The organism is Telmatospirillum siberiense, from assembly GCF_002845745.1.
GTDB classification, from domain to species: Bacteria; Pseudomonadota; Alphaproteobacteria; order Rhodospirillales; family Magnetospirillaceae; genus Telmatospirillum; species Telmatospirillum siberiense.
This window is the reverse complement of sequence record NZ_PIUM01000025.1, coordinates 72,051-93,181: the sequence shown is the minus strand read 5'-3', so window position 1 is coordinate 93,181 and position 21,131 is coordinate 72,051. Positions and strand designations below refer to the sequence as shown.

Genomic DNA, 21,131 nt, shown 5'->3' with positions numbered 1-21,131 from the left:
CCGCACGCTGAGCGCCCTGCCTTCATGACATCGCTTTACGCGGGCTTGTACCCAGAGTTGCTGCTCCCGTCGAGCAGACCTCGGACACGCCTGGCCACGGCTTCAACGCGCGCCAAGTTCGCCGCCATCGAGGGAGCCCGTTGGGCCGCCACCGTCGCATATATCTCGGTCGGAGCGATTTCGGGCCTGCCCGCATTGAAAGGCGGCTCCGGTGCGTATTCGAGGTTCAGTTGAACCGCCTGGGCGGCCTTGTCCCCCCGCAACTCGGCAATAAGACTGAGGGCGAAGTCGATGCCTGCAGTGACACCGCCTCCCGTAATGACATTGCCGTCGCGAACGACCCTGCGGCTGTCGGGGACCGCATCGAACAGCGATAGCATCTCACGCCAGGACCAGTGGCAGGCGGCGCGTTTGCCGGCCAGCAGGCCGGCCGCGCCTAGGATCAGCGAGCCGGTGCAGACCGACGTCACATAGGAAGCCGACAGACCCAGCCGTCGTATCTCGGCCATGAAGGTCAAATCCTCCATCGCCAAGTGGCAAGCGCCGCCCGGTACGCAGAGGACATCCGTCCGGTCGATGCTCTGGAGATCGTAGAGATCGGCGAAGGTTAGCCCTTCGGCCTTGATCGCCCTACCTCCCACCGAAGCCGCCATGACCTCGAAATCCGGCACGCGCGTGAAGAACTGGACGGGTCCGGTGAAGTCGAGCTGTGTTACCCCCGCGTAGAGGGGGATCACAATGCGAATTGTGTCGGACATGACGGCTCCAAGATCAGGTTACAGGAATCGGGAATGCGAACTACCCGTTGAAGGGAGGTGGCGCCTTGAGATCGCAGAAGTTCGGAGGGTTAAACCCCGCGACGGTCCGCTCGGCGATATCCTTCTCAAAGGCGAGGTAGGCGGTATGCGGCTTCCTGCGGAGTACGGCGCCGATCGCCTCGATCATGTGGGCTGACGAGTTCATACGCGGAAGCGCCTCGAAGACCTCCTGGAAGACGGCGGCGGGCAGCTTGTCGGCGTTGAAGCCGGCATCCATGAACGTTCCAATATGGACGAGGGCCACTTCCGGACACCGGCGCGCGGCAATCTCCATACTCGCATGAAGTGCGATTGCTTCCCAGACGACGTCGATCTTAGCTTCGGGGTAGGCGCGCTCCCTGAGGATGCGGACGGCTGCGTCGGCACCATCGATCTCGAAGCGCGCTTCGGCCATGTATCGCTCGGTGAGACCGAGGTCGTGCATCATGGCGGCGACGAACAGTAACTCCGAATCGAACGTCAACCCTTTCACCGCGCCCAATCTGCTCCCGAAGAGGAAGCTTCGGGCCACGTGATTGAACAGCGGGGCCGGGCTGACCTCGCGGACGAGCGTGGTGACCGCCTTCGCCAGCTCACTGTCCGGGATCCGGACGCCGCCCAGCTCTCCGGGCAATCGGAATTCGTGTTGCGATGCGCCGTTATCTCCATCGGGGGCCCCATGGGCCGAGTGTTTGCAGTGCGAGCCAGACAAAGTCGTTCTCCTATCGAGTTCGGATGCGGCGGGCCGGGCGATCTCCACGCAGCCGGCGCTGCATAGACGGCAGCCAATGCTTTGGCCCGGTCGCAAAGGGCCGGGACGGCGAGGGGCGATGACGATTAGCGGCTGAAACCGGCCGCAACCCCGTTGATTGCGGACGCCAGTTCTCCGGGCGCCTGGAGTGGGATGAGGTGGCCGGTATGTTCGATGACGACGTATTCGGTGCCGGGATAATATCGATCGAATGCCGTGCGCAGTGCCCCCTCGGTTTCAACGACGTCGTGACTGCCGATGACCACGACAATCGGCGCCACCACCTTCGGCGCCAGATGCGTGATGTCGTAATCCATGCCGGCTTTCAGCCAGGAATCCTTCGCGGCCGGGTCGCCGGCGAGCGAGTTCCTGACCACCAGGTCCTTATGCTCATCTTTGAGTTCGCCATGGGCCAGCGTGGGGAAGACGCTGTACACGCCTTCACGGGAGTCGAGGCACTCCCTTATCTGGGCGCGGGCCTCGGGCGGCGTGTGGAGTGGCGTCGGTGGCGCCGGGGCGACCAGGATGAGCCCAAGCAGGCCGCTTGGCCGCTGCGCAGCGACGATCTGGGCGACCTTGCCCCCCATTGAATGGCCAATCAGGACATAGTTGGTCAGTCCGATCTGCGCGATGAGCGCCAACGTGTCCCTGGCGAGGGCGTCAAGGCCGTAGTCCAGAAGCCCCTTGCCGGACTCACCCCACCCCCGGAAGTCGAAGGCGATGCAGCGATGGTTTTCGGAGAGATGATCGATCGTGTCAGACCACGTCTCCGTAGAGCCTCCCCAGTAATGCAGGAAGACAAGCGTGGGCTGGCCCTCGCCACGGTCCACGACGCTGAGATCCACGCCGTTCACGCGTATGGTGCTCTGCTTACCAATCATTTCGATAACCCTTGTCCTAAAGGTTGGTTCGGAGGGATCCCGGCGGGCCGTCTCTGGCTCAGCCCGCGGTCAGTCCCGGACGCTGTGCACGAAGTCGGCGGCCGCTTTCACGATTTTAGAGCCGCGCGACTCTTGCAGGAAGTGCTGGCCCCTGGGGGCGCCCGCGCGTTGCAACGCATGAACGCGCGGATGTCGGCGCCCGATCTACGCGGGTATGTCCTTCACCACTTCGGTCAGTTTTCCGGAATTGATCTCGTAGAAGAAGCCGTAGAGCTTGATGTTTTTCGGAACTGCCGGGCTTGCGCGAAGCAGCGCGACGTCATGCCTGATCGAGTCTTCGAAGTGTGTAATCGCGAGACTGTCATGATCGAACATTGTCGAGATATCGGCGTGATGGTGATCGTGAAAATCGCCGACGAGCGTGTCCGGTGCGAAAGCGGTCGCGCCGCAGAAGGAGTGATGCACCACGACGACTTTCTGCACCTGGAATAGATAGTCCATGGTGGCGACCGACTGCAGGGCTGAAAGTGCGCGTCCACCCGCGTTCGATAGGGCGAACAGCGTCCGTGTGTGGCCGACCCGATAACCGTCCTCGTTGAGAATGTTCTCTCCTGGGTAGACCTCATCCTCGAAATAAGCGGCGACAGCCTGCGGGATATCAGACGCCCGCGGGTCGAAGCAGTGAATCACGATGGTCTTCATCGGGATAAAGTGGTTGAATCCGTGGAAGTCGGCCCGATCAAACCAGGCGGGATCAAACCATGGCTGCGTTCTGAATTCGAATTCGCTGTATTTCGTCATTCCCTTTACTCCTCTGACCGGCAACTTGCTCTCTTGGGCCGGTTCCAGGACATCTACGAGCACCTCCGAGCATAAGTTTCTCGAGCCATGGCTGAAATGACATTACGCCCTCGATTTCTGCCACACTTCCACAGCCCGAAATCGAGATGAGCTATCTCGCCCGGAATGGCGATCGAGTCGTCTCAATGCCGGCTGCGGCAGCCGATTCAGCAACGCAAAACGGCGCGGCTGAACCGTTTGACGCTGGTGTTATCGGCTGCCAACGCACTGTCGCGTGAGCCGAACAGCACGCCAACGCGAAGAGGACCTGCCCCGTTGGAGACATCAGCCGCGCACGAACGCCAGAAGATCGGGATTGATCGTCTCCGCGTAGGTCGTGAGCATGCCATGCGGAAAGCCGGGGTAGAGCTTCAGGGTCCCATTCTTGAGAAGCTTGACCTGTAGCTCGGCGGCGCCCTTGTAAGGAACGATCTGATCGTCGTCGCCTTGCATACACAACGTCGGTACGTCGATGCTCTTCAAGTCCTCGGTGAGATCTGTCTCAGAGAATGCTTTGATGCCGTCGTAATGAGCTTTGGCGCTTCCCATCATCCCCTGGCGCCACCAATTGTCGACAACCCCGTCAAGAGGCGACGATCCCGGCCGGTTGAATCCGTAGAATGGCTTGGAGGCGATCTCCCGGAAAAATTGAGCGCGGTTGGCGGCCAGGCTTTTCCGCAAGCCGTCAAACACTTCGATCGGCAGGCCTCCCGGGTTATTCGGCGACTTGACCATGATCGGCGGCACGGCAGCCACCAGAACCAGCTTCGAGACCCGTCCCTTGCCGTGACGCGCGACATAGCGGGCCGCCTCGCCACCACCCGTGGAATGGCCAATATGGATCGTATTGTGAAGATCGAGATGTTCGACCACGGCGGCCGCATCGGCTGCGTAATGGTCCATGTCATGGCCTTCGGATATCTGACTGGAACGGCCATGCCCACGGCGATCGATGCCGATCACGCGGTAGCGATTATGGGCGAAGAAAAGCATCTGGGTATCCCAGTCGTCCGAACTGAGCGGCCATCCGTGATGGAAGACAATCGGCTGGCCCTGTCCCCAGTCCTTGTAGAAGATTTCGGCGCCGTCTTTCGTGGTGACCATGCCCATTGTCATATCTCCATGGCTAGCGTTGGAAATGATTGCGTTCGTGCTGGCATGTCCGGAGGCGATGGCAGGAACAGCGACGGCCATCGCAAACGCGATGCTCCCGACGACGACATCGCGGCGTGAGACATTGGCATCACCGACTGGACTATTCTTTTGCATTGCAGCACCTTGGAGCGATAGCCTTCACACGGGCATGCCTTTTCTCAAGTAACCGCAGACTCACTCGTCGAATGGCGCCCAATCCAAAACAACCGGCGCATCTACAATGGTAAGCGGTGATCTATTGTGCGCAATGCGAGAGCAGATGTGGAACCAGTGCGGGTATGGATCCTTGCAGTCCACCTCATGGTTAAGCATTTCGTTGAAGGCAAACTTGAAGTTCAGTCTCGGGTATCGCCGGACCACTTCGGCGACGTCGCCGGGGTCGAGCCGTGCGCCCTGTACGCCGGAGACGTCGTAAGCAAGGCCAAGTTGCATCAAGCGGCTGGTGTCGCCCCTGAATTGATTCATGTCCCAGGTGTGGAGTGCGATGTTGTCCCACACTCTCTGGGCCCGGTCCTCCGACACGCCCCGTTCCATGAGAAAATTCCGAGCCGCTCCCGCGCCTTCAATTTCGAAACGGTGGGGGCCGGAAGCGTGGTCAGTAAGACCAAGGTCGTGAAGCACGGCTGAAAGAAACATCAGCTCGCTGTCGACCTTCTTGCCTTCCTGCCGTGCGAACAGCTCGCCGAACCAATAGCAGCGCATGACGTGGTTGAAGAGCGTGTCATTGGACACCGAGCGTGCCAGCTCCTCAGCCTGACGGGCGATGCTGGAATCCGGAACCTTGATATCTGCGATCATTGCAATGCCTTACAAGGACGTTCATCTCGCTGGTTTCCCTCACGGTAGGAGCCGCCGGCTATCGGCGGCAATGACATTGAGACCTCGTATTCTGCCAAGTTATCGGTGGAGCCGACCGCTGTGCACGGCGGCTAAGATTTTGGCCGATCTTCGATCGACCCGATGTTGTCCGTGGACTGCATAGTTGGCACTTTCCTTTACCTTGCAGATTTCCTTTGATTTCAAGAACGCAGATGAGCGGCTGCTCTCGCCGGATTGTTAAGGATGTTGGCGGAATACGAGGTCTCAATGTCGTTGCTGACATAGGCATACGGCCCGTAGATTGCCGGCAAGTTACGCGGCAATCACTTTATCTCGGTGCACCGTGCTGTAACATCGAGCCGCTTCAGTAAACGCGATTGCGGCAAGGTCGCGCGTTCTATTCACGTCACGAGTAATGGCATGACCAATTTCTACGCAGCGTTTCCGAACGACCCGATGTCGGCGATAGAAGCGTTCCGAGCCGCGATGGTTGCAGGTGATGCCAAGGGGCTTGCTGATGCACATGTCGAGGGCGATGTTGCGATTGTCGACAAAGCGGCCCCCTTTATTTGGAAGGGACCGACTGCGGTGGCGGACTGGATGTTGAGCATGACGCTCTATTTCGAGGAACGCGACATTAGGGAGGGAAGCATTGTCTACCACTCCCCCATCACCAAATTGGTGGATGGCGATCAAGCCTACGCCGTCGTTCCTGCCGTCTGGTCTTACAAGTTGAAGGGCATCCCAATACGACACGCGGCAACGATCACCTTTGCGCTACGCCGCACGCCATCGGGCTGGAAGATTGCCGGCTGGAGCTGGAATCAGGGCGATTAGCGGCGGTTAAGTTCCCAACCTCCAGCCGCCCGAAACATATAGGGCCGCATCGGCCTTTACCTCTGAGCGAACGTAGCTGCGCAACAGCGGCGTGCGTCAATCGCCCGGTTCCAAACCACCTCCAACTGGCTGGACGAATTGCAGCCGGCGGCATAAGATGATGGATGCCCTCGAAAAATGCCACATGCACCGGGAAAATGCTACGCAAGATCGTCATTGTCGCTTACGACCGTGTAAAATTGATGGATGTCTGCGGTGTGGTGCAGGCCTTCAGCGACGCTCGCCAAGAAGATGGTCGTTCTGCTTATCACGTAACTGTTGTGTCCGAAGCCGGCGGCTTCGTCACCACCGATACTGGTCTGAAGTTGGACACCGCGCCGCTAGATCAGGCTGCCCTCCGATCCGTTGACACGCTGCTTGTAGCGGGGTTTGACCCGGCAATTCCGCCCACCTCCACTGCTTCGCTCCGATCTCGTCTCTCTGACTATCTGGACGAGCCGCGTCGGCTGGGCTCCATCTGCACCGGAGCGTTTATCCTTGCCGAACTCGGTGTTCTGGACGGTCTTGAGGCAACCACGCATTGGATCGTTTGTGACAAGCTTAAACAGGAATACCCAGCAATAAAAGTAAAGCCAGACGCAATCTTTATCACTTCCGGCCGCTTGTGGACGTCGGCCGGGGTGTCTGCCGGAATAGATATGTCGTTGGCAATGATTGAGGAAGATTTGGGGCACCTCGCGGCGCTCAATGTAGCCCGTGGATTGGTCCTGTTTCTCAAGCGACCGGGTGGACAATCACAGTTTAGCGTCGAGTTGCGTCAACAGTTGCGGGATGCACGCGGTCGGTTCGATGACCTTCATGACTGGATCCGGAGCAACCTCGATGCGGACCTATCCGTCCTGAGGTTGGCGGAAGTGGCTCGGATGAGCCCGCGTAATTTTGCTCGTGTCTATCTTCGCGAGACCGGGGAAAGCCCCGGGCGGGCTGTTGAGAGGCTCCGCACAGAAGCGGCAAGGCGCCTTCTCGAAGCTGCACACGAACCAATAAAGGTTGTCGCCCGTCGAACCGGCTTTGGCGACGACGAGCGCATGCGTCGCGCATTCGTTAGAGCCTATGGTGTCTCTCCACAGGATTATCGCACTCGCTTCGGGTATCTGAAGAATTAAAGCGTAATCTGCCAGAGATAAGCTCTCGACCTGGCGAGCATGCTACGAAAAAAAGCCTTTACTTGCGCCCAATCACACCATGATCGAGGGAAGCCAATCGGCACGGGAAATATCTGCAAAATAGTTTGTCTGAATTCGAGGGGTACTTGTCATTGCTGCCACACGCGGCTTGGGCGACTTTACGCAGATCAATCTTACGCAGATGGAGCCTCAATGGGGCAGAAAGCTGAAGGATTGCGAATGAACATCGGCACAGGTCCGGCAGATATCGGGCACCGCCTCGTGTCCGGTTTCGAAATTCAAAATGTGTACAACATTATTCTCGGCGCGCCGTTCGGTGACTAAAATCGGCTCCGGCCTATCGTGGCCTGAAAGATGCGTAGATGTCGTATCAAAGACATCTTTTTTGGAGAGTTCGAGCCGGGAAATCATTGAAGTAGAGACTTCATGACCATCGAGCTACGCGACCTTCGATGGGCGATTGTCGCCTATCAGCACCGAAGCCTGCGACGCGCGGCAGAAGCGCTCAACATTCGGCAGTCCACTTTGAGCCGCCGCATCCGAGAACTCGAATACCGTCTCGGGGCAGAGCTGTTTGAGCGCACCAACGGCGGTACCCACGCCACGCTCATCGGCCGAGAATTTCTAGAAATCGCCCGACGCATTGTCAAGGAAACCGATGCTGCCTTTACCCGGCTGAAAGCGATGTCGAACGGTCAGTTGGGCCGGCTGACAGTCGGTGTCTACGTCTCGCTCGCGACAGGAAATCTGAGAGCCACACTGGCCGAATATCACCGCCGTTTCCCTGATGTTGGTGTCCATACCGTAGATGGCGTCCACGATCAGCTGCTTTGCAACATGATCACGAGTACAATCGATGTGGCGATCATGACCACATATTACTCAGACTGGTATGACCGCAAACTGCCGCTGTGGAGCGAGCGGGTGATCGTCGCGCTGCCGGAGAGGCACCCACTCGCTGAGAAGTCAGTGCTTCTATGGACCGACCTCGTCGGCGAGCCGCTCCTCGTTCAGCAGCGCGGTGCAGGTCCGGAGATGCAGAGATTGCTGGCCATCAAACTTGACCCGCTCGGCGTGCAGCATTTTCTGCATCAGGATGTCAGCATTGATCGGTTAATGGGTTTAGTCGGAGCAGGTTTTGGTATCTGCTTGATCCTCGAAGGGGCGACAGGCGCGCGGTACGAGGGCGTGGCTTATCGTGAGGTCCATGATCAAGATGGTCCCACGCGATTCAATTTTGCTGCTTACTGGCGCGAGACGAACAGTAACCCCACCCTCCAACCATTCCTCGATCTCTTGCGTGAGCGTTATCCAGATATCTCTGGTGCCGCCGCTGGGTGAGCGCCGCCTGCTCGACGTGCTTTCGCAAACGCCCGGTCGGTCGCCATGAACCGCTCGATCATTGGCACGATCAGTTTAGCAGGGTCACCTTGTGTCCTGTGCCGCGCGATTTTCCCTGACTAGCAGAGATGCCTCGGTAATCAGCGCGCCAACCAGGTTGGCGAGTTTCGACGTATCGTAGAGGCCGGCCGTTCGGCCCGGTGTTTGTTAGCGCGTCGGTTCCTGGCCGGGGCCGGGGAGAGGTGTTCCGTTGTGGCCGTCGATCTGGAGCCTCAGTCATCAGGTGATCTCGCCGTCGTCTCTCCGACAACCATGCCGCTCAAGGCCGCTCGCAGAGCGGCCACATTTTCCGCACCGTTCAACTGCTGGAATTGTCGCTGGGCTTCCTGCCAAAGAAGGGCCGCTTCGTCGTGAAGACGGCGGCCGGCTTCAGTGAGCTCGATAACGCGGCTGCGGCCATCGGTGGATGAGGGCCGGATTCTGACCAAGCCGTCGCGTTCTAAGAAGCCAACCATCTTGCCCATCGCCGTCCGTTCGATGTCGAGCCGCTCGGCAAGAGGATTGACCGCGGCACTCCCGACCTCGTTGAGAGCCGCCAAGGTGAGGAATTGCGTGATGCGGACACCCACTGGTTCAAGATGGGCATCGTAGAAACGGGAAATCTGCCGGTTCGCCTTCCTCATGGCGAAGCAGTTGCATTGATCGATTGCTAGAGTCTGGCTCACCGGCAACATCCCTTTGCCCTTTCGATTTCTATTGAAGCCCTGCCGGCGGAGTGATGTAGCCGGGTATCTCGGCCGCAAGCGTGCTCTTCAACATCGCCGTTCCCTTGTCGGCCATGATCTCGCTCTTGCCGGCGATCAGGGCGTCGTAGGTCTGGTGCACCACGTCTTCGGGGTTGGCTTTGGGCACGTCAATGCCGTTGGTCAGGTCGGTATCCATGAACCCCACATGCAGGCCGAGAACCTGGATGCCGCGCTCTTGCAGATGCAGGCGAAGTTGGTTCGTGTAGCTCCAGGCGGCCGCTTTTGACGCCGCATAAGGCGTCAGATAGGGCCGCGGAAGCCACACGATATCGGAAAGCACGTTGATGATGGCCGCACGCGGCTTGGCCGATAAAATTTGCTCGAAGGCCTGCGTGACGCGCACCACGCCATAGTAGTTGGTATCGAACATGCGGGCCGATTGCGCTTCGACGTCGGCCGCCAGAGGCCCGTCGATCAGAGCGGCGATGCCCGCGTTGTTGACCAGCAGAGTCGTATCCGCCGCCAGTTCGGCGGCGGCGGCGATCGACGCCTTGTCTGTGACATCGATCCGGACCGGAACGATGCCAGGCTCTTGGAAACCGTTCGTATTGCGCATGCCCGCGTAAACCTTCGCTGCCCCACGGCGACGTGCTTCGCGCGCGAAGGCCAACCCCAGGCCGCGATTGGCACCGGTGATGAAGATGGTAGCGTTTGTGATATCCATGACAAGTCATCCTTCCAAAATACTGGGCTGCGGGCATCCGGCTGCCGCCGTCAGCCCAAGCGCGCCCGGTTCAAAGCAAAAGGCTCTCGGGGAGTTGCTGCGAAAGCGCTTCCCGCAGAGACGCGGCGAGAGACAGCACGGCGCCGAGCGGGCTCATACGAACGCTCACACGCGGTACCGAGCCGTCGGGGTTGTGATCAACGACGACAGCGGCATTCAGGTGTTCCCCGCTCATCAGAACGGCCTCGTATTCGAGGAAAAGCCGCGAATCGACAGTCTGAAGGAACGTGGGTGTCTCCGAGGCGTAGAAGGTCCCGACGGCGTTGACGACGAGCCGGATCTCATCGCGTCCAATGACAGGCCCTCGCAGCACCGAACTGACGAGTTCAGCGTCGGCGGTCAGATCGTCCAGGAATGGATGGCGTTGGCCTTGATCGTTCGACATTGTGCGACCCCCTGGTTTGTCCAAGCCGGTGCTCAGGCAAATACGGCTCGATTCCTGGCGATGAATTGCGGCACGGAAAGCGCCGACGTTCCGGTGATCCTCTCGACGGCATCGTTGGTGCCCGAAAAGATTCCGTCACGGTAGTTCTGGGCGACCTCGACAAGATGCTGCGTCAGGAACAGCGGAAACTTGTAGAAGGTCTCCATCTTGCCTCGGAACTCGTCGATGGACGTTGGTGCGTACTCGATCTTCGCGCCGAGGACCTCGCTCATGGCGGCGGCAATCTCGGTGTGGTTCATTTCGACCGGGCCGGTGAGCGTGTAGGTTTTGCCCGCATGGCCTTCCGGATTGGCCAGGACATGGGCGATGACACGTCCCTGATCGTCGGTTGCGATCGGCGCGTGACGCCCGTTCCCGAAGGGAAATTCGATCTTCCTCTTGGCCCAGATCTCCTTCGCGAAATGCGGATAGACGAGCCAGTCCGCAAAGAAGGTGGGGCGGAGATGCGTCGTCGCCACGCCCGACCAGTCGAACACCCGTTCGGAAATCCAGTGATCCTGGGCGGCATGGCTCGCCGATTCTCGCCGCGCCGAGATCTGCGACATGTTGACGATCGCGGTGACGCCGGCTTCCTTTGCCGCCTGGGCGAAATAGGCCGCGGCGCCGATGATTCCGGGCGCGATCGGGTGAAGGAAATAGGCCGACCTGATGCCTTCCATGGCAACGCGGATGTCGTCGATGTCGGTGAAATCGCCGACGGCGATATCGACCCCGCGTTTTCTGAGGGCGGCCGCCCGCTCGTCATCAGAGCGCACGTAAGCTCGCACGTGCTCGCCCATCTTCAGCAACTCGTCGATGGCTGCGCCCCCGGTCCGCCCGGTCGCGCCACTGATCAGAATGTCTGCTTCGCCCACGGGTTTACTCCTTTCTAAAATATAAGAGCATATGCTCCTAATCTCATATGAGAGTATATGCTCGTATCGTCAAGGGGCGGTGATGATGTCGTGTCCGACGATCGAACAAGCTATTGCATCGATAGCGGCGGGTCTCCAACTTGGAAAGCGCAGCGGTCAGCGATCCCAGCAAGCTCGCCGCCGCGATCAAGGACATCGAAGGGTTCGTCGACGATCCACTATTCCGCACCAAGATCGGCAAGGAATACCGTCTTGATCAGATCGACGAGGCCATGGCCTATGAGGCAGCGCCGGGCGCAAGGGCCGTGCTTGTCTCCTGATTGGCGCGGAACCGACCTTCACGCCGTTTAGCGACGCGCCCAACTCCTATGCGGCCAAAGGAACCTCCGCTTCCGGCTCTTTGGCTGGATAGGCGAGAGCCTGGGCTCAGGCGACCGGCCGAAGCGCTGAACATTCGATGGCCGAGCTGAATCTAGATCAGATCCGTGTAGGCGCCGAGAGGTCAGGGTAACGCTGCTCTCAGCATGTCGAGGAATGGCCGGAGAGTCGGCCGCAGATGGATTCCTGCCGGCGAGGCAACCAAGCCGCGAGCGATATCCCGCTGTGCGCCTAGCCCATGCTGCTTCCGCCATCGACCGCGTAGATCGAGCTGGTGATGAATTCGCATTTCGTAAGAAGCACGATCACCTCCGCGACCTCGTCAGCTCGCCCGACCCTGCCGACGGGCAACTTCGCAGCGTTGCTCGAGAAAAAAGCTTCTCTGGTCTCGGTCGGCATGAAGTCCCATAAAGGTGTGTCGATGAGCCCAGGGCTCACGGCATTTACCCGGATCGGAGCGAGCTCAAGCGCCAGAGTGGGGATGGCGGCCTCAATCGCGCCATTGACAACGGCAGGGCCTACAGCGCTGCGGATGGCGGAGCGAGCTGAGCCAGCGGACACAAAAGTGATCGATCCGTTGGGGCGCATGTGGCGAGCAGCGACTTGGGCGACCAGGAGTTGCGCGAGGGTTTTCTCCTCGAATGCGGCCCTAACCTCGCCAAGGTTGAGATCCCGGAACAGACCTATTCCCGTGCTTCCGGCTACGCAGATCACAACGGTGTCGACCAGACCCGTCGTCTCGAACACCTGCGACACGGCGTCAGCGTCCCGGGCGTCGGCCACCGCAGTCGTGACCTCGCCAATGCGCGTGGCGGCCGCAGCAAGTCTGGTCGCATCCCGCCCGACGATGGTTACACGGCTTCCAGTTTCTGTCAGCGCCCGTGCCGTTGCTTCCCCTATTCCTAAGCTCCCACCAAACACGACAGCGATTTTGGGCTCAGTCATCTCAGCGTCCTTTCAGCATTCGTGGCTACCGTGCTCAGACATAGCGGGCGATGAGGTTGAGCGAAATACGAAAGTCCGCCAATATATATCGAGATCTTGCCAATTCGTGGGAGCACGACCCTTTGCCGATCCTGCGTCAATTGAATGACCTGACTGACCTCATGCCCACGGTCGATTCTGCGCGCCGGGACGTCGTGACGGTCGGCGTCGGGATGGTCACTGACGAGCTGGAACTGGAGCATCATTCCCACCGGAAGGCCGAGCTCCTATTGGGGCTCTCAGGCGTCTTTCGCTGTGAAGTCGAGGGCGGCATCTGGATCGTGCCGCCGCAGAGCGCGCTTTGGGTTCCGGGCGGAATGGTGCATCGGATCGCGGCCTCCGGGAACATCGATAGCTATGCGGCCTTCGTCCAACCGGCGGCAGACGCGAACCTGCCGACGACGTGCTGCACTATCGCCGTCAGTCCACTGCTGCGCGAACTGATTGTCCGAAGCGCGCAGTTCCCGGCGGATCATGAGGTGGACGGAATAGAATCGGGTGTCGCGGCCTTGCTGCTTCATGAGGTTTCGACCGCGCCGCTCGGCAACCTTCACCTGCCAATGCCAACCGATCCCAGGCTTCGTTCGATCTTCCAGGACATGATGACGGATCCATCTGACCGCGGAACTCTCGAGTCGTGGGCAAAACGTGCCGGACTCAGTGTTCGCTCGCTCGAGCGCGTAATCGCCGCTGAGACTGGCATGAGCTTCGGCCGTTGGCGGCAACAGTTGAGCATCATTCTCGCGGTGCAATGGCTGGCGAGTGGCGCGTCCGTGAAGCAAGTCGCTGGCGACCTCGGATACGAGAACGTCAGCAGCTTTGTCACAATGTTTCGAAAGGCGCTCGGCGTCTCGCCAGCCCGTTATATGGCGGAACGCTCAAGCAGACATTGAGCACTCACCTGTCGTCGGAGAACCATCGTCGCGGATTATAAAATTGCGGCTCGGTGTGAATGCCGAGCGGCATTCGTCAAGGGGCATCGGACCTGCGGGTCGCATCGGATCGCGTCAGCCTGTTCAAAGCGCTGGGCGGCGGTTGGGACGAAAGCGGCGCGGCGGTCACGTCGGCCATCGGCACGGAGCAAACCGCTCTAGTGGATTTCGCGGTACGAAATTATTCATTTTATTCCTCGTCATTTCTGATCGTTCAGTCTCCTCGTAATCTGAACTCGAGATCGGATTGAAACACGCGCGCCGCAAGTGATTCTGCTGGACGTTCCTCGGCATAGGAACGGCGGCGCCGATCTTCATCATCATTTCAAGCGCCATCTTGCGCACCTGATCACCACGACTGAATTCGTTCAAGGCCAACGCCCAAATCTGGAGAGGGAAAACCGTATGACTATCACCACGCTTGACCCGAAAACTGCCCTGATCGTCATCGATCTGCAGAAGGGCATCACCGCGCATCCCTGCGTCCATCCAATCCCCGAAATCGTGCAGAACGCCGCAGCGCTCGCCAGCGCCTTCCGTCACCACGGTCTCCCCGTCGTGCTCGTCAATGTGGCCGGCACTGCGCCGGGCCGGACCGAGCAGGCGCTCAGCCAAGGACCGCGCCCCGCCGATTGGGCCGAGCTGGTCCCAGAGCTCAGCCGGCAGCCGCAGGACCATGGGGTGACAAAGCGAACGTGGGGTGCGTTCACCAACACCGATCTCGAAGACTATCTGAAGCGCGAGGGCGTGACTCAGGTGGTCGTCGCCGGCATCGCCACCAGCATCGGGGTCGAATCCACCGCGCGTAATGCCTATGAATTGGGGTTCAACGTGACACTCGCCGTCGATGCGATGACCGACCGGAACGCCGACGCTCACGCCAACAGCGTCACCTATATTTTCCCGAGGCTCGGCGAGACGGGAACGACGCAAGAGATCATCGGTCTTCTTGAGACAGGGGCGGCCTGAGAATGGCCTGGCGCGATGACATCTCCTCTGCGGTTGGCCGAATTTGTCTTGGCAAAGCAGTCCCAGCCGCCATCGCCACCAGTCAATCTCCATAATGTGAGGAAAGACGATTATGGATATCACGATAACAATCAAAGACCTGATCGAAGACGTCGTCGCCGCCAACCGTATTCTGGCCGCCGAAAATGTCGTCGACGCTTTTGGACATGTCAGCGCCCGCCATCCCGAAAAACCTCGCCATTACTTCATCGCCCGCGCTCTACCGCCGGAATTGATCACCGCGGAAGACATCATGGAAATCACCCTCGACGGCGAGGTCGTGAACGGGGATACGCGTAAGCCCTATCTTGAGAGACACATCCACGGTGCGATTTACGAGGCGCAGCCGGACGTCAAATCCGTTGTCCACAGCCATAGCCGCAGCGTCATTCCCTATAGCGTTACCGATGAAAGGCTGCGCCCCATCGTGCACAGCTGTGCGACCATCGGCGGCCATATACCAGTATGGGACGCGCAGGCGACGTTCGGCGACACCAACATGCTGATCTCCAGCATGGCAATGGGTCGGGATTTTGCGAAGGTCCTGGGGCAGAACAACGCCGCCCTCATGCGCGGCCATGGCTGCACGGTCATCGGCCGCTCGGTTCGCGAAGCGGTCTATACCGCGGTGTATCTGGAGGTGAATGCCGGGCTGCAAATGCAGGCAAGCCGTTTCCCACCGGTTAAATTTCTCACCGAAGGTGAGATCAAAATCATCTGTCAACGCCTGGCCGATGCCAAGCCCAACGAAGGCTACGACCGGGCCTGGGAATATTGGTGCCGTCATGCTGGCATTGAAGCCCGCACCCGCACACCGGATTCCATTTAAACCATGTCTAATATCGGTCGGCCAGACTTGGCCTATCGCCGCGTCGTCGCTCTGACGGGGACGCTGTTCCTATCCTATCTCGCGGTTGCCATGTCGCTCCCCGTGGTGCCGGTCTACGTCGTACAGGGACTACGCCTTGACAACACCTATGGCGGACTTGCCGTCGGGATCGCTTTTCTCTCGACAATCCTGACGCGCCCTCATGCCGGCGCGCGCGCCGACCTGCTGGGCGGCAAGGTCTCCATGCAGCGCGGCCTGATCGTGTATGCGGCGGCCGGGCTGATTTGTCTTCTGGCGAGTTGGCCCCGGTTGTCCGTGGCGGGTGACTATGCCGTGCTCATTGCTGGACGGCTGCTGTTGGGGCTTGGTGAGAGCCTGACGATGGTGGGGATGATCAACTGGAGTATCGGTCTGATGGGCCCTGCGCGCTCCGGCAAGGTCATGTCGCTCGTGGGAATGGGCATGTACGGCGCTTTTGCCGCAGGTGGACCGTTGGGTCTGGCGCTGCTGCACCGGTTGGGCTTCGCCGGGCTGATGGGCGTCTGCACGGTGTTGCCGTTGCTGGGTCTGATCGCCATTCATCGGTTTCCGGCCGTGGTGCCCCCTGCCGGTCGGCGCGAGTCCGTCTGGCGGATCATCGGTCGGATCTGGCGGGCGGGCGTCGTCGTTGGGCTCGGCGGAATCGGTTTTGCGGTTCTGGGCGCTTTCTTCGCCCTTTATTTCCTGAGCCGTGGTTGGCCGTATGCGGGGCTCGGGCTGACGTTCTTCGGCGTCGGCTTCGTTCTGGTCCGGCTGTTCTGCGGCCACCTGCCGGACCGGATCGGTGGAACACCGGTGGCCATCGCCTCCCTCTCCGTGGAAGCCTGCGGCCAATATCTGCTATGGCTGGCGCATGGGCCGTGGCCGGCGTTGGTGGGTGCCTTCTTGACCGGGCTCGGTTGCTCGATGGTGTATCCGGCCATGGGTTCCGAGGTCGTAAAGCAGGTGCCGGCGCACCTGCGCGGTACGGCGATGGGCGGGTTCGTCGCTTTCCAGGATCTCGCTTATGGCGTCACCGGGCCGTTGGTCGGTTTGCTGGCCGATCGCTCGGGATATTCGGCGGTTTTCCTGATTGGCGGCCTCGCCGCCACGCTCGGTCTCTTGAGGGCGATCCGGGCGCACCAACTTGCGCGGGCGATCCCTACCTGACGCAGGATCGCCGGCCGTAGATGTAGGGATCGAAAGCAGCCGAGGTGCCTACCCGCCCGTCAATTATTCGTACTGGTTCAGCGTCATGCGATCCGCCGCGATCAAGGAAGGTCTGCGCAAGTGAGAATTCGTTGCGTCTGGGCCCCTCCATCGACGGCAACCAGAATGCTTGTAATGGTCATTTAGCTCTTGCACAACACGTTGCAGACGGAAAGTACCAAACTGGCGCCCAAGGCGCGCGGCGCCGCCGTGGCACTGCTCGCGGCATCCCTCTACGTCGGCCAGGGTCTCGGTCCAATCATATCCGGTCATATCTCGGCCGCAGGCGGTTATGCCGTGATGTTCTCGGTAAGCGCGGCGGTCATGGCGGCGCTCGGCGTCACATCGTCCTCGCTGCTTCGACGGCACTGAGTACGCGGGCGAACGCCGAAAAAGCCTGCCTGGGACGCATCAGTGGCCGTCGGGGACGGTCAGGACCGGGCAAGTGGTCACGTCAAGGAGTTCGACACAGACGGACGGATCGAGCAGATGCGCCCAGAAGGATAAATATCGATGGCCGATGACGATCAGCCCGCAGTTAAATTCTTTCGCGGTCGATGCGATGATTTGAGCCGGGGAACCATCGACGACGTGGCCGGCGGCCTCAAGGCCGCTGGCGCCAAGAATGTCCTGGGCATCGTGGATGACCCTCTGCGCCTGATCCTCGATGGTTCTGAAGATCGGATCATCGGTCCCTTCCATCAGAGGGATATTGGCAACACACAAGACGTGGACAGCTGCCCCCAACGCCAGAGCAATCGTCGCTGTGCAAGACAGAATCCGTTGCGTCTGGGGACCCCCATCGATGGCAACCAGAATGCTTGTAACGGTCATTTATCCCTCCGCAGATGAAATTTCCCTCCGGTGACCGGCTGTCCCGAGTTTCCAGTATCCCTTCGCGCAGATGGCGCCAGGAGAAATGCGACGATCGACCAGGAGGTGGGTGAGGACGGCGCGAACCATGAAGGATTCTCCCGCCAGCCAGATCCGGCAGTCGCCCGGTTCGAACGACAGGGCTTGCACCGCAAGCTCGATTCGCCCGGTCGTTCCCGGCGCTTCCGTGCCGGAATGGAGCCAATGCACGCGGAGCGTTGCAGCGCTTGCAAGCGGCTGCTCCTCTAAGGAATCCGCGACTTCGGCGACGACATCCGCCTCGGCCGTTGCGGGCAGCGCCTCGGCGATTGAAGCAATGGCCGGAAGCGCGGTGGCATCGCCGATCAGAAGATAGCGGGGAACCTTCGGATCAATCGCATAGCCGCCTCGCGGACCGGCAAGCATAAGGATCTTCCCCGGTCTTGCGTGATTTGCCCAACGCGATGCGGGACCGGAGTCGCCATGGAGAACAAAATCCAGATCCATCCGACCATTCGTAGAGTCCAGATGGCGAATGCTGATGGCCCGCCCAACTCGTCTCTGGCCGGATGGAGCCGGGAAGAAGACCTTCATCCATTGCGCGGGAACGCCCCCGACCATGCTGCGTAAGCTGCCCGCGGCGACGGTGATCCGGCGTATCAACGGGCTTAAGGTTTGGATTTTGGTGACTTCGACCGGGATGGGGGAATGTTGGTTTTTTCGGGCGACCATGTGGCTCTCCCGCTTTCAGGATGCGTTGCGGGGCACGCTGGCGAACCAGACGATGGCCAACGCGGCCATGAAGGCGACGGCGGAGAACAGGAAGAAATCATTGAGCGACAGCATGTGGGCCTGTACGTCGAGCTGATGGGCAACGACACCCCACGCCTGGTCTTCGCTCACCCCCCCTTGACGCAACCGGGCGATGGTTGCCGCCGTCTGCTCGTTGAAGGGGGTCAGCTTTTCGATCAGGTGAGTCTGATGGAAGCGCGCCCGCTGGTCCCAGAAAGTCTGGGCCAGCGAGGCCAGCAGACTGCCCGCCATGGTACGGATGGCGGTTTGCAGACCGGTGGCGGAGGCGACCTTTTCCAAAGGAAGGCCGGCCAGCGAGATGCTGACCAGTGGCGTGAAGAACAGCCCAATGCCGACACCCTGGCCCAGGCAGGCCAGCGTGACGATGCTGGCGTCGATCTGGGTGGTCATGGTGGCGCGCCACCAGGCGACCACGGCGAAGGCAAGAAAGGCAACGCTGGCGAACAGCCGGGCATCGGCCTTACGGATCCATTGCCCGAGGAAGGGTGCGACCAGGACGCCGAACAGCCCCATCGGCGCGGTGACCAAGCCAGCCCAGGTCGGGTTGTAATCCATGTTGGTTTGAAGCCACAGCGGCGTTAAGACCAGCGCCGCGAAATAGAGCCCGAAGCCGACCGTCACGGCGACGGTGCCGACAGCGAAGTTTCGATAGGCGAGGAGCCGGAGATCGACGATCGGGTGCTCCTCGCCCAGTTCCCAGATGACCAGAACAATAAAGCCGATGGCGGAAACGATTGCGGTGGTGCAGATGAAGGGGGAGGACAACCAGTCCAAAACCCGACCACGGTCCAAGGTGACCTGCAGGCAGCCAACCGCCACCGCAAGGAGGAGGAGTCCTTGCACGTCGACCGGTAGCTTGAGCGTCGGCGTTTCGCGACCGCGTAAGAGAGCGAAGGTGGAGAGGACGACGAAAACGCCGACCGGGGCGTTGACCAAGAAGATCCACGGCCAGCTATAGGTGTCGGTGATCCAGCCGCCGAGCACCGGGCCGAATGCGGGGCCGGCCGTGGCCGTCATGGACCACATGCTGATCGCCAAGGCCCGACGCTGAGGGGGGAAGACGGCGACCAGCAGGGCCTGGCTGAGTGGCAGAAGCGGTCCGGCGACGGCGCCTTGCAGCACGCGGAAAAGAAGAAGGGACTCGAACGAACCTGCCAGCCCGCACAAGATCGAAGCGAGTGTAAAGGCGGCAACGGACGCGAGAAAAAGCCGAACCTGACCGAAACGACGTGACAGCCAGCCGGTCAAGGGGATGCAGATGGCATTGGCGATGGCGAACGACGTGAGGATCCATTCGCCCTCGTCCGTACTCACGCCCAGATTGCCGGAGATGGTCGGGATCGATACGTTGGCGATGGTAATGTCCACCACCGCCATGAAGGATGCCAGTCCCAAGCTCAAGGCAGCAAGCGCACGGGGAGTTCCGGAAAGCGGGACAACCGGCTCTTTCTCAGCGGCCATCATCGATCTCCGATGTTGGCCGCGATAATCTCATCCACCCGCGCGTCGGCCGCCGCTGACTGCGCTTCGTAGAGGGCTGCATCATCGTCCTTTTGCGGTTTCCGTTCGCTCGCGGCCCCGGGGTCGCAGGCACCGGCGTCGATCTCGACGGTGGTGGACATCCCGATGCGCAGTGGTGCACGGAAGAGTTCCTTGGGGTCGAGCCCGATGCGGACAGGCACCCTTTGCACCACCTTGATCCAGTTGCCGGTGGCGTTCTGTGCCGGCAGCAGGGCGAAGGCGGAACCGCTTCCGGCTTCGATGTCCTCGACGCGGCCGTGGTAGGCCACCTGGCTGCCATAGACATCCGCCGTCACCGTGGCCGGCTGGCCGGAGCAAACGCCCCTGAGCTGGATTTCCTTGTAGTTGGCATCGATCCACAACCGATCGAGTGGCACCACCGCCATCAGTCGGTCGCCCGGCGCGACGCGGCGGCCAAGCTGGACCGATCGCTGCGCCACCATGCCGGAGACCGGGGCGACAATGCGGGTTCTCTCCAGGGACAGCACCGCAGCGCGGACCCGTTCGGCGGCGGCTTTGACGGATGGGTGGGTGTGCAGCGTCGCGCCTTCGATCTGGGCGTGTGCGCGCGCCTTGCCCTGGATCGCCGATGCCAGCGCCGCCTCGGTGGCGGCGGTGGCGGCTTCGCCGATATGGACGGCGTCCTCGGCGTGGCGAACCTCCTCACCCGTGACGGCGCCCGTCTTGGCGATGGCCTGACGCTCGCGGAAATCGGCGCGAACTTTCGTCAGATCGGCGCGGGCCTTGGCCAGATCAGCCTGACGGGTCCGGATATCGGCGTCGAAGCGCGCATCGTCCGCATAGAGCCCCCTGACCGAACGGACCGCCTGGCCAAGCTGGGCTTTGGCCGCCGCCAGCTCGGTCTTGGCGTCGGTCGGGTCGATCTCCACCAGGAGTGTGCCCGCCTCGACCCGGTCCGTATTGTCGACCAGGACGCGGATGACGGTCCCGGAGATTTGCGGGGTGACGGAGACGATGTGGCCGCCGACATAGGCATCGTCCGTCGTGCGGATGGCGCTGCTATTCAGGAAGGTCCAGCCGCCCCAAACCGCGGCGGCCAGAGCGGCGGCGGCGGCCGTCCAGATCAATCGCCTGCGGCGGACGGCGGCACGATTGTCCGCGGGGGGAATAGGAGAAGGTTCGGTCATTT

Annotated in this window: 27 protein-coding genes; 11 read left to right on the top strand and 16 right to left on the bottom strand. The window is 60.7% G+C overall.

From position 1 onward, the window contains the following. Window positions 1-35: 35 nt before the first annotated feature. From CWS72_RS19240 to CWS72_RS19215, 6 genes are all read right to left on the bottom strand, one after another. Window positions 36-758 (bottom strand): DJ-1/PfpI family protein, encoded by a 723-nt coding sequence (locus CWS72_RS19240; protein ID WP_101252259.1) that lies wholly within the window; start codon window positions 756-758, stop codon window positions 36-38. 40 nt (window positions 759-798) lie between these two features. Then, a complete protein-coding gene (locus tag CWS72_RS19235) occupies window positions 799-1,431 on the bottom strand; it encodes an HD domain-containing protein (RefSeq protein WP_101252258.1) in 633 nt (210 codons plus the stop codon). Between the two features lie 203 nt (window positions 1,432-1,634). Beyond that, the gene (locus CWS72_RS19230) at window positions 1,635-2,429 is read right to left on the bottom strand and encodes an alpha/beta fold hydrolase (protein ID WP_101252257.1); all 795 of its coding nucleotides are present in this window, start codon (window positions 2,427-2,429) and stop codon (window positions 1,635-1,637) included. A gap of 204 nt (window positions 2,430-2,633) precedes the next feature. Continuing rightward, window positions 2,634-3,230, bottom strand: coding sequence for a carbonic anhydrase (locus CWS72_RS19225; protein WP_101252274.1), 597 nt, complete (start codon window positions 3,228-3,230; stop codon window positions 2,634-2,636). Between the two features lie 324 nt (window positions 3,231-3,554). Further along, entirely contained in the window at window positions 3,555-4,379 is an 825-nt protein-coding gene (locus CWS72_RS19220; RefSeq protein ID WP_199175803.1) for an alpha/beta fold hydrolase, read from the bottom strand. A 219-nt stretch (window positions 4,380-4,598) separates the two neighbouring features. Then, window positions 4,599-5,222 (bottom strand): HD domain-containing protein, encoded by a 624-nt coding sequence (locus CWS72_RS19215; protein WP_101252255.1) that lies wholly within the window; start codon window positions 5,220-5,222, stop codon window positions 4,599-4,601. Between the two features lie 441 nt (window positions 5,223-5,663). On the opposite strand from CWS72_RS19215, the gene CWS72_RS19210 reads away from it, so the two are divergent. The 4 genes from CWS72_RS19210 to CWS72_RS19195 all read left to right on the top strand — a co-directional run bounded on the left by CWS72_RS19210 (window position 5,664) and on the right by CWS72_RS19195 (window position 8,608). Further along, window positions 5,664-6,080 carry a Cif family virulence factor gene (locus CWS72_RS19210; protein ID WP_101252254.1) on the top strand — a complete coding sequence of 139 codons (417 nt, stop codon included), beginning with the start codon at window positions 5,664-5,666 and terminating at the stop codon, window positions 6,078-6,080. A 197-nt stretch (window positions 6,081-6,277) separates the two neighbouring features. Further along, window positions 6,278-7,246: a GlxA family transcriptional regulator gene (locus CWS72_RS19205; protein WP_101252273.1), complete on the top strand. Its 969-nt coding sequence runs from the start codon at window positions 6,278-6,280 to the stop codon at window positions 7,244-7,246. A 213-nt stretch (window positions 7,247-7,459) separates the two neighbouring features. Beyond that, complete coding sequence (locus CWS72_RS28655) at window positions 7,460-7,591, top strand: hypothetical protein (RefSeq protein ID WP_274540611.1); 132 nt, start codon at window positions 7,460-7,462, stop codon at window positions 7,589-7,591. 102 nt (window positions 7,592-7,693) lie between these two features. Continuing rightward, the gene (locus CWS72_RS19195; RefSeq protein WP_101252252.1) at window positions 7,694-8,608 is read left to right on the top strand and encodes a LysR family transcriptional regulator; all 915 of its coding nucleotides are present in this window, start codon (window positions 7,694-7,696) and stop codon (window positions 8,606-8,608) included. Here CWS72_RS19195 and CWS72_RS19190 read toward each other — a convergent pair. The 5 genes from CWS72_RS19190 to CWS72_RS19170 all read right to left on the bottom strand — a co-directional run bounded on the left by CWS72_RS19190 (window position 8,575) and on the right by CWS72_RS19170 (window position 11,437). Beyond that, entirely contained in the window at window positions 8,575-8,718 is a 144-nt protein-coding gene (locus CWS72_RS19190; protein WP_199175807.1) for a DUF2274 domain-containing protein, read from the bottom strand. The genes CWS72_RS19195 and CWS72_RS19190 overlap by 34 nt on opposite strands. A gap of 162 nt (window positions 8,719-8,880) precedes the next feature. Then, a complete protein-coding gene (locus tag CWS72_RS19185) occupies window positions 8,881-9,333 on the bottom strand; it encodes a MarR family winged helix-turn-helix transcriptional regulator (protein WP_199175801.1) in 453 nt (150 codons plus the stop codon). 28 nt (window positions 9,334-9,361) lie between these two features. Continuing rightward, window positions 9,362-10,078: an SDR family oxidoreductase gene (locus tag CWS72_RS19180; protein WP_101252250.1), complete on the bottom strand. Its 717-nt coding sequence runs from the start codon at window positions 10,076-10,078 to the stop codon at window positions 9,362-9,364. Window positions 10,079-10,148: 70 nt separating this feature from the next. Beyond that, window positions 10,149-10,523: a hypothetical protein gene (locus tag CWS72_RS19175; protein WP_101252249.1), complete on the bottom strand. Its 375-nt coding sequence runs from the start codon at window positions 10,521-10,523 to the stop codon at window positions 10,149-10,151. Window positions 10,524-10,555: 32 nt separating this feature from the next. Then, complete coding sequence (locus tag CWS72_RS19170; protein ID WP_101252248.1) at window positions 10,556-11,437, bottom strand: NmrA family NAD(P)-binding protein; 882 nt, start codon at window positions 11,435-11,437, stop codon at window positions 10,556-10,558. A 140-nt stretch (window positions 11,438-11,577) separates the two neighbouring features. Here CWS72_RS19170 and CWS72_RS19165 point away from each other — a divergent pair, with 140 nt between their 5' ends. Then, window positions 11,578-11,757, top strand: coding sequence for a hypothetical protein (locus CWS72_RS19165; protein WP_101252247.1), 180 nt, complete (start codon window positions 11,578-11,580; stop codon window positions 11,755-11,757). A gap of 289 nt (window positions 11,758-12,046) precedes the next feature. Here CWS72_RS19165 and CWS72_RS19160 read toward each other — a convergent pair whose 3' ends face one another. Next, window positions 12,047-12,760, bottom strand: a complete 714-nt coding sequence (locus CWS72_RS19160; RefSeq protein ID WP_101252246.1) for an SDR family oxidoreductase — start codon at window positions 12,758-12,760, stop codon at window positions 12,047-12,049. A gap of 122 nt (window positions 12,761-12,882) precedes the next feature. Between CWS72_RS19160 and CWS72_RS19155 the strand changes: the two genes are divergently transcribed. The 6 genes from CWS72_RS19155 (at window position 12,883) to CWS72_RS19130 (ending at window position 17,167) form a co-directional block, all read left to right on the top strand. After that, on the top strand, window positions 12,883-13,692 hold the full coding sequence (locus CWS72_RS19155) for an AraC family transcriptional regulator (RefSeq protein WP_199175799.1): 810 nt from the start codon (window positions 12,883-12,885) through the stop codon (window positions 13,690-13,692). Window positions 13,693-13,751: 59 nt separating this feature from the next. Continuing rightward, complete coding sequence (locus tag CWS72_RS19150) at window positions 13,752-13,982, top strand: hypothetical protein (protein ID WP_101252245.1); 231 nt, start codon at window positions 13,752-13,754, stop codon at window positions 13,980-13,982. A 154-nt stretch (window positions 13,983-14,136) separates the two neighbouring features. Continuing rightward, the gene (locus CWS72_RS19145) at window positions 14,137-14,700 is read left to right on the top strand and encodes an isochorismatase family protein (RefSeq protein ID WP_101252271.1); all 564 of its coding nucleotides are present in this window, start codon (window positions 14,137-14,139) and stop codon (window positions 14,698-14,700) included. Window positions 14,701-14,812: 112 nt separating this feature from the next. Beyond that, window positions 14,813-15,568: a class II aldolase/adducin family protein gene (locus CWS72_RS19140; protein WP_199175797.1), complete on the top strand. Its 756-nt coding sequence runs from the start codon at window positions 14,813-14,815 to the stop codon at window positions 15,566-15,568. A 3-nt stretch (window positions 15,569-15,571) separates the two neighbouring features. Beyond that, window positions 15,572-16,756: an MFS transporter gene (locus CWS72_RS19135; protein WP_101252244.1), complete on the top strand. Its 1,185-nt coding sequence runs from the start codon at window positions 15,572-15,574 to the stop codon at window positions 16,754-16,756. Window positions 16,757-16,945: 189 nt separating this feature from the next. Continuing rightward, window positions 16,946-17,167, top strand: a complete 222-nt coding sequence (locus CWS72_RS19130) for an MFS transporter (RefSeq protein ID WP_146002812.1) — start codon at window positions 16,946-16,948, stop codon at window positions 17,165-17,167. Between the two features lie 39 nt (window positions 17,168-17,206). On the opposite strand, the gene CWS72_RS19125 is transcribed toward CWS72_RS19130, so the two are convergent. From CWS72_RS19125 to CWS72_RS19110, 4 genes are read right to left on the bottom strand one after another with little or no spacing between them, the layout of a single operon-like run. Then, on the bottom strand, window positions 17,207-17,629 hold the full coding sequence (locus CWS72_RS19125; RefSeq protein ID WP_101252242.1) for a universal stress protein: 423 nt from the start codon (window positions 17,627-17,629) through the stop codon (window positions 17,207-17,209). Next, complete coding sequence (locus CWS72_RS19120) at window positions 17,630-18,379, bottom strand: siderophore-interacting protein (RefSeq protein ID WP_101252241.1); 750 nt, start codon at window positions 18,377-18,379, stop codon at window positions 17,630-17,632. 15 nt (window positions 18,380-18,394) lie between these two features. Next, on the bottom strand, window positions 18,395-19,921 hold the full coding sequence (locus CWS72_RS19115) for a DHA2 family efflux MFS transporter permease subunit (RefSeq protein WP_241911810.1): 1,527 nt from the start codon (window positions 19,919-19,921) through the stop codon (window positions 18,395-18,397). Continuing rightward, complete coding sequence (locus CWS72_RS19110; protein ID WP_101252239.1) at window positions 19,921-21,129, bottom strand: HlyD/EmrA/EmrK family protein; 1,209 nt, start codon at window positions 21,127-21,129, stop codon at window positions 19,921-19,923. Before CWS72_RS19110 ends, CWS72_RS19115 begins: the two co-directional genes overlap by 1 nt. Window positions 21,130-21,131 lie beyond the last annotated feature (2 nt).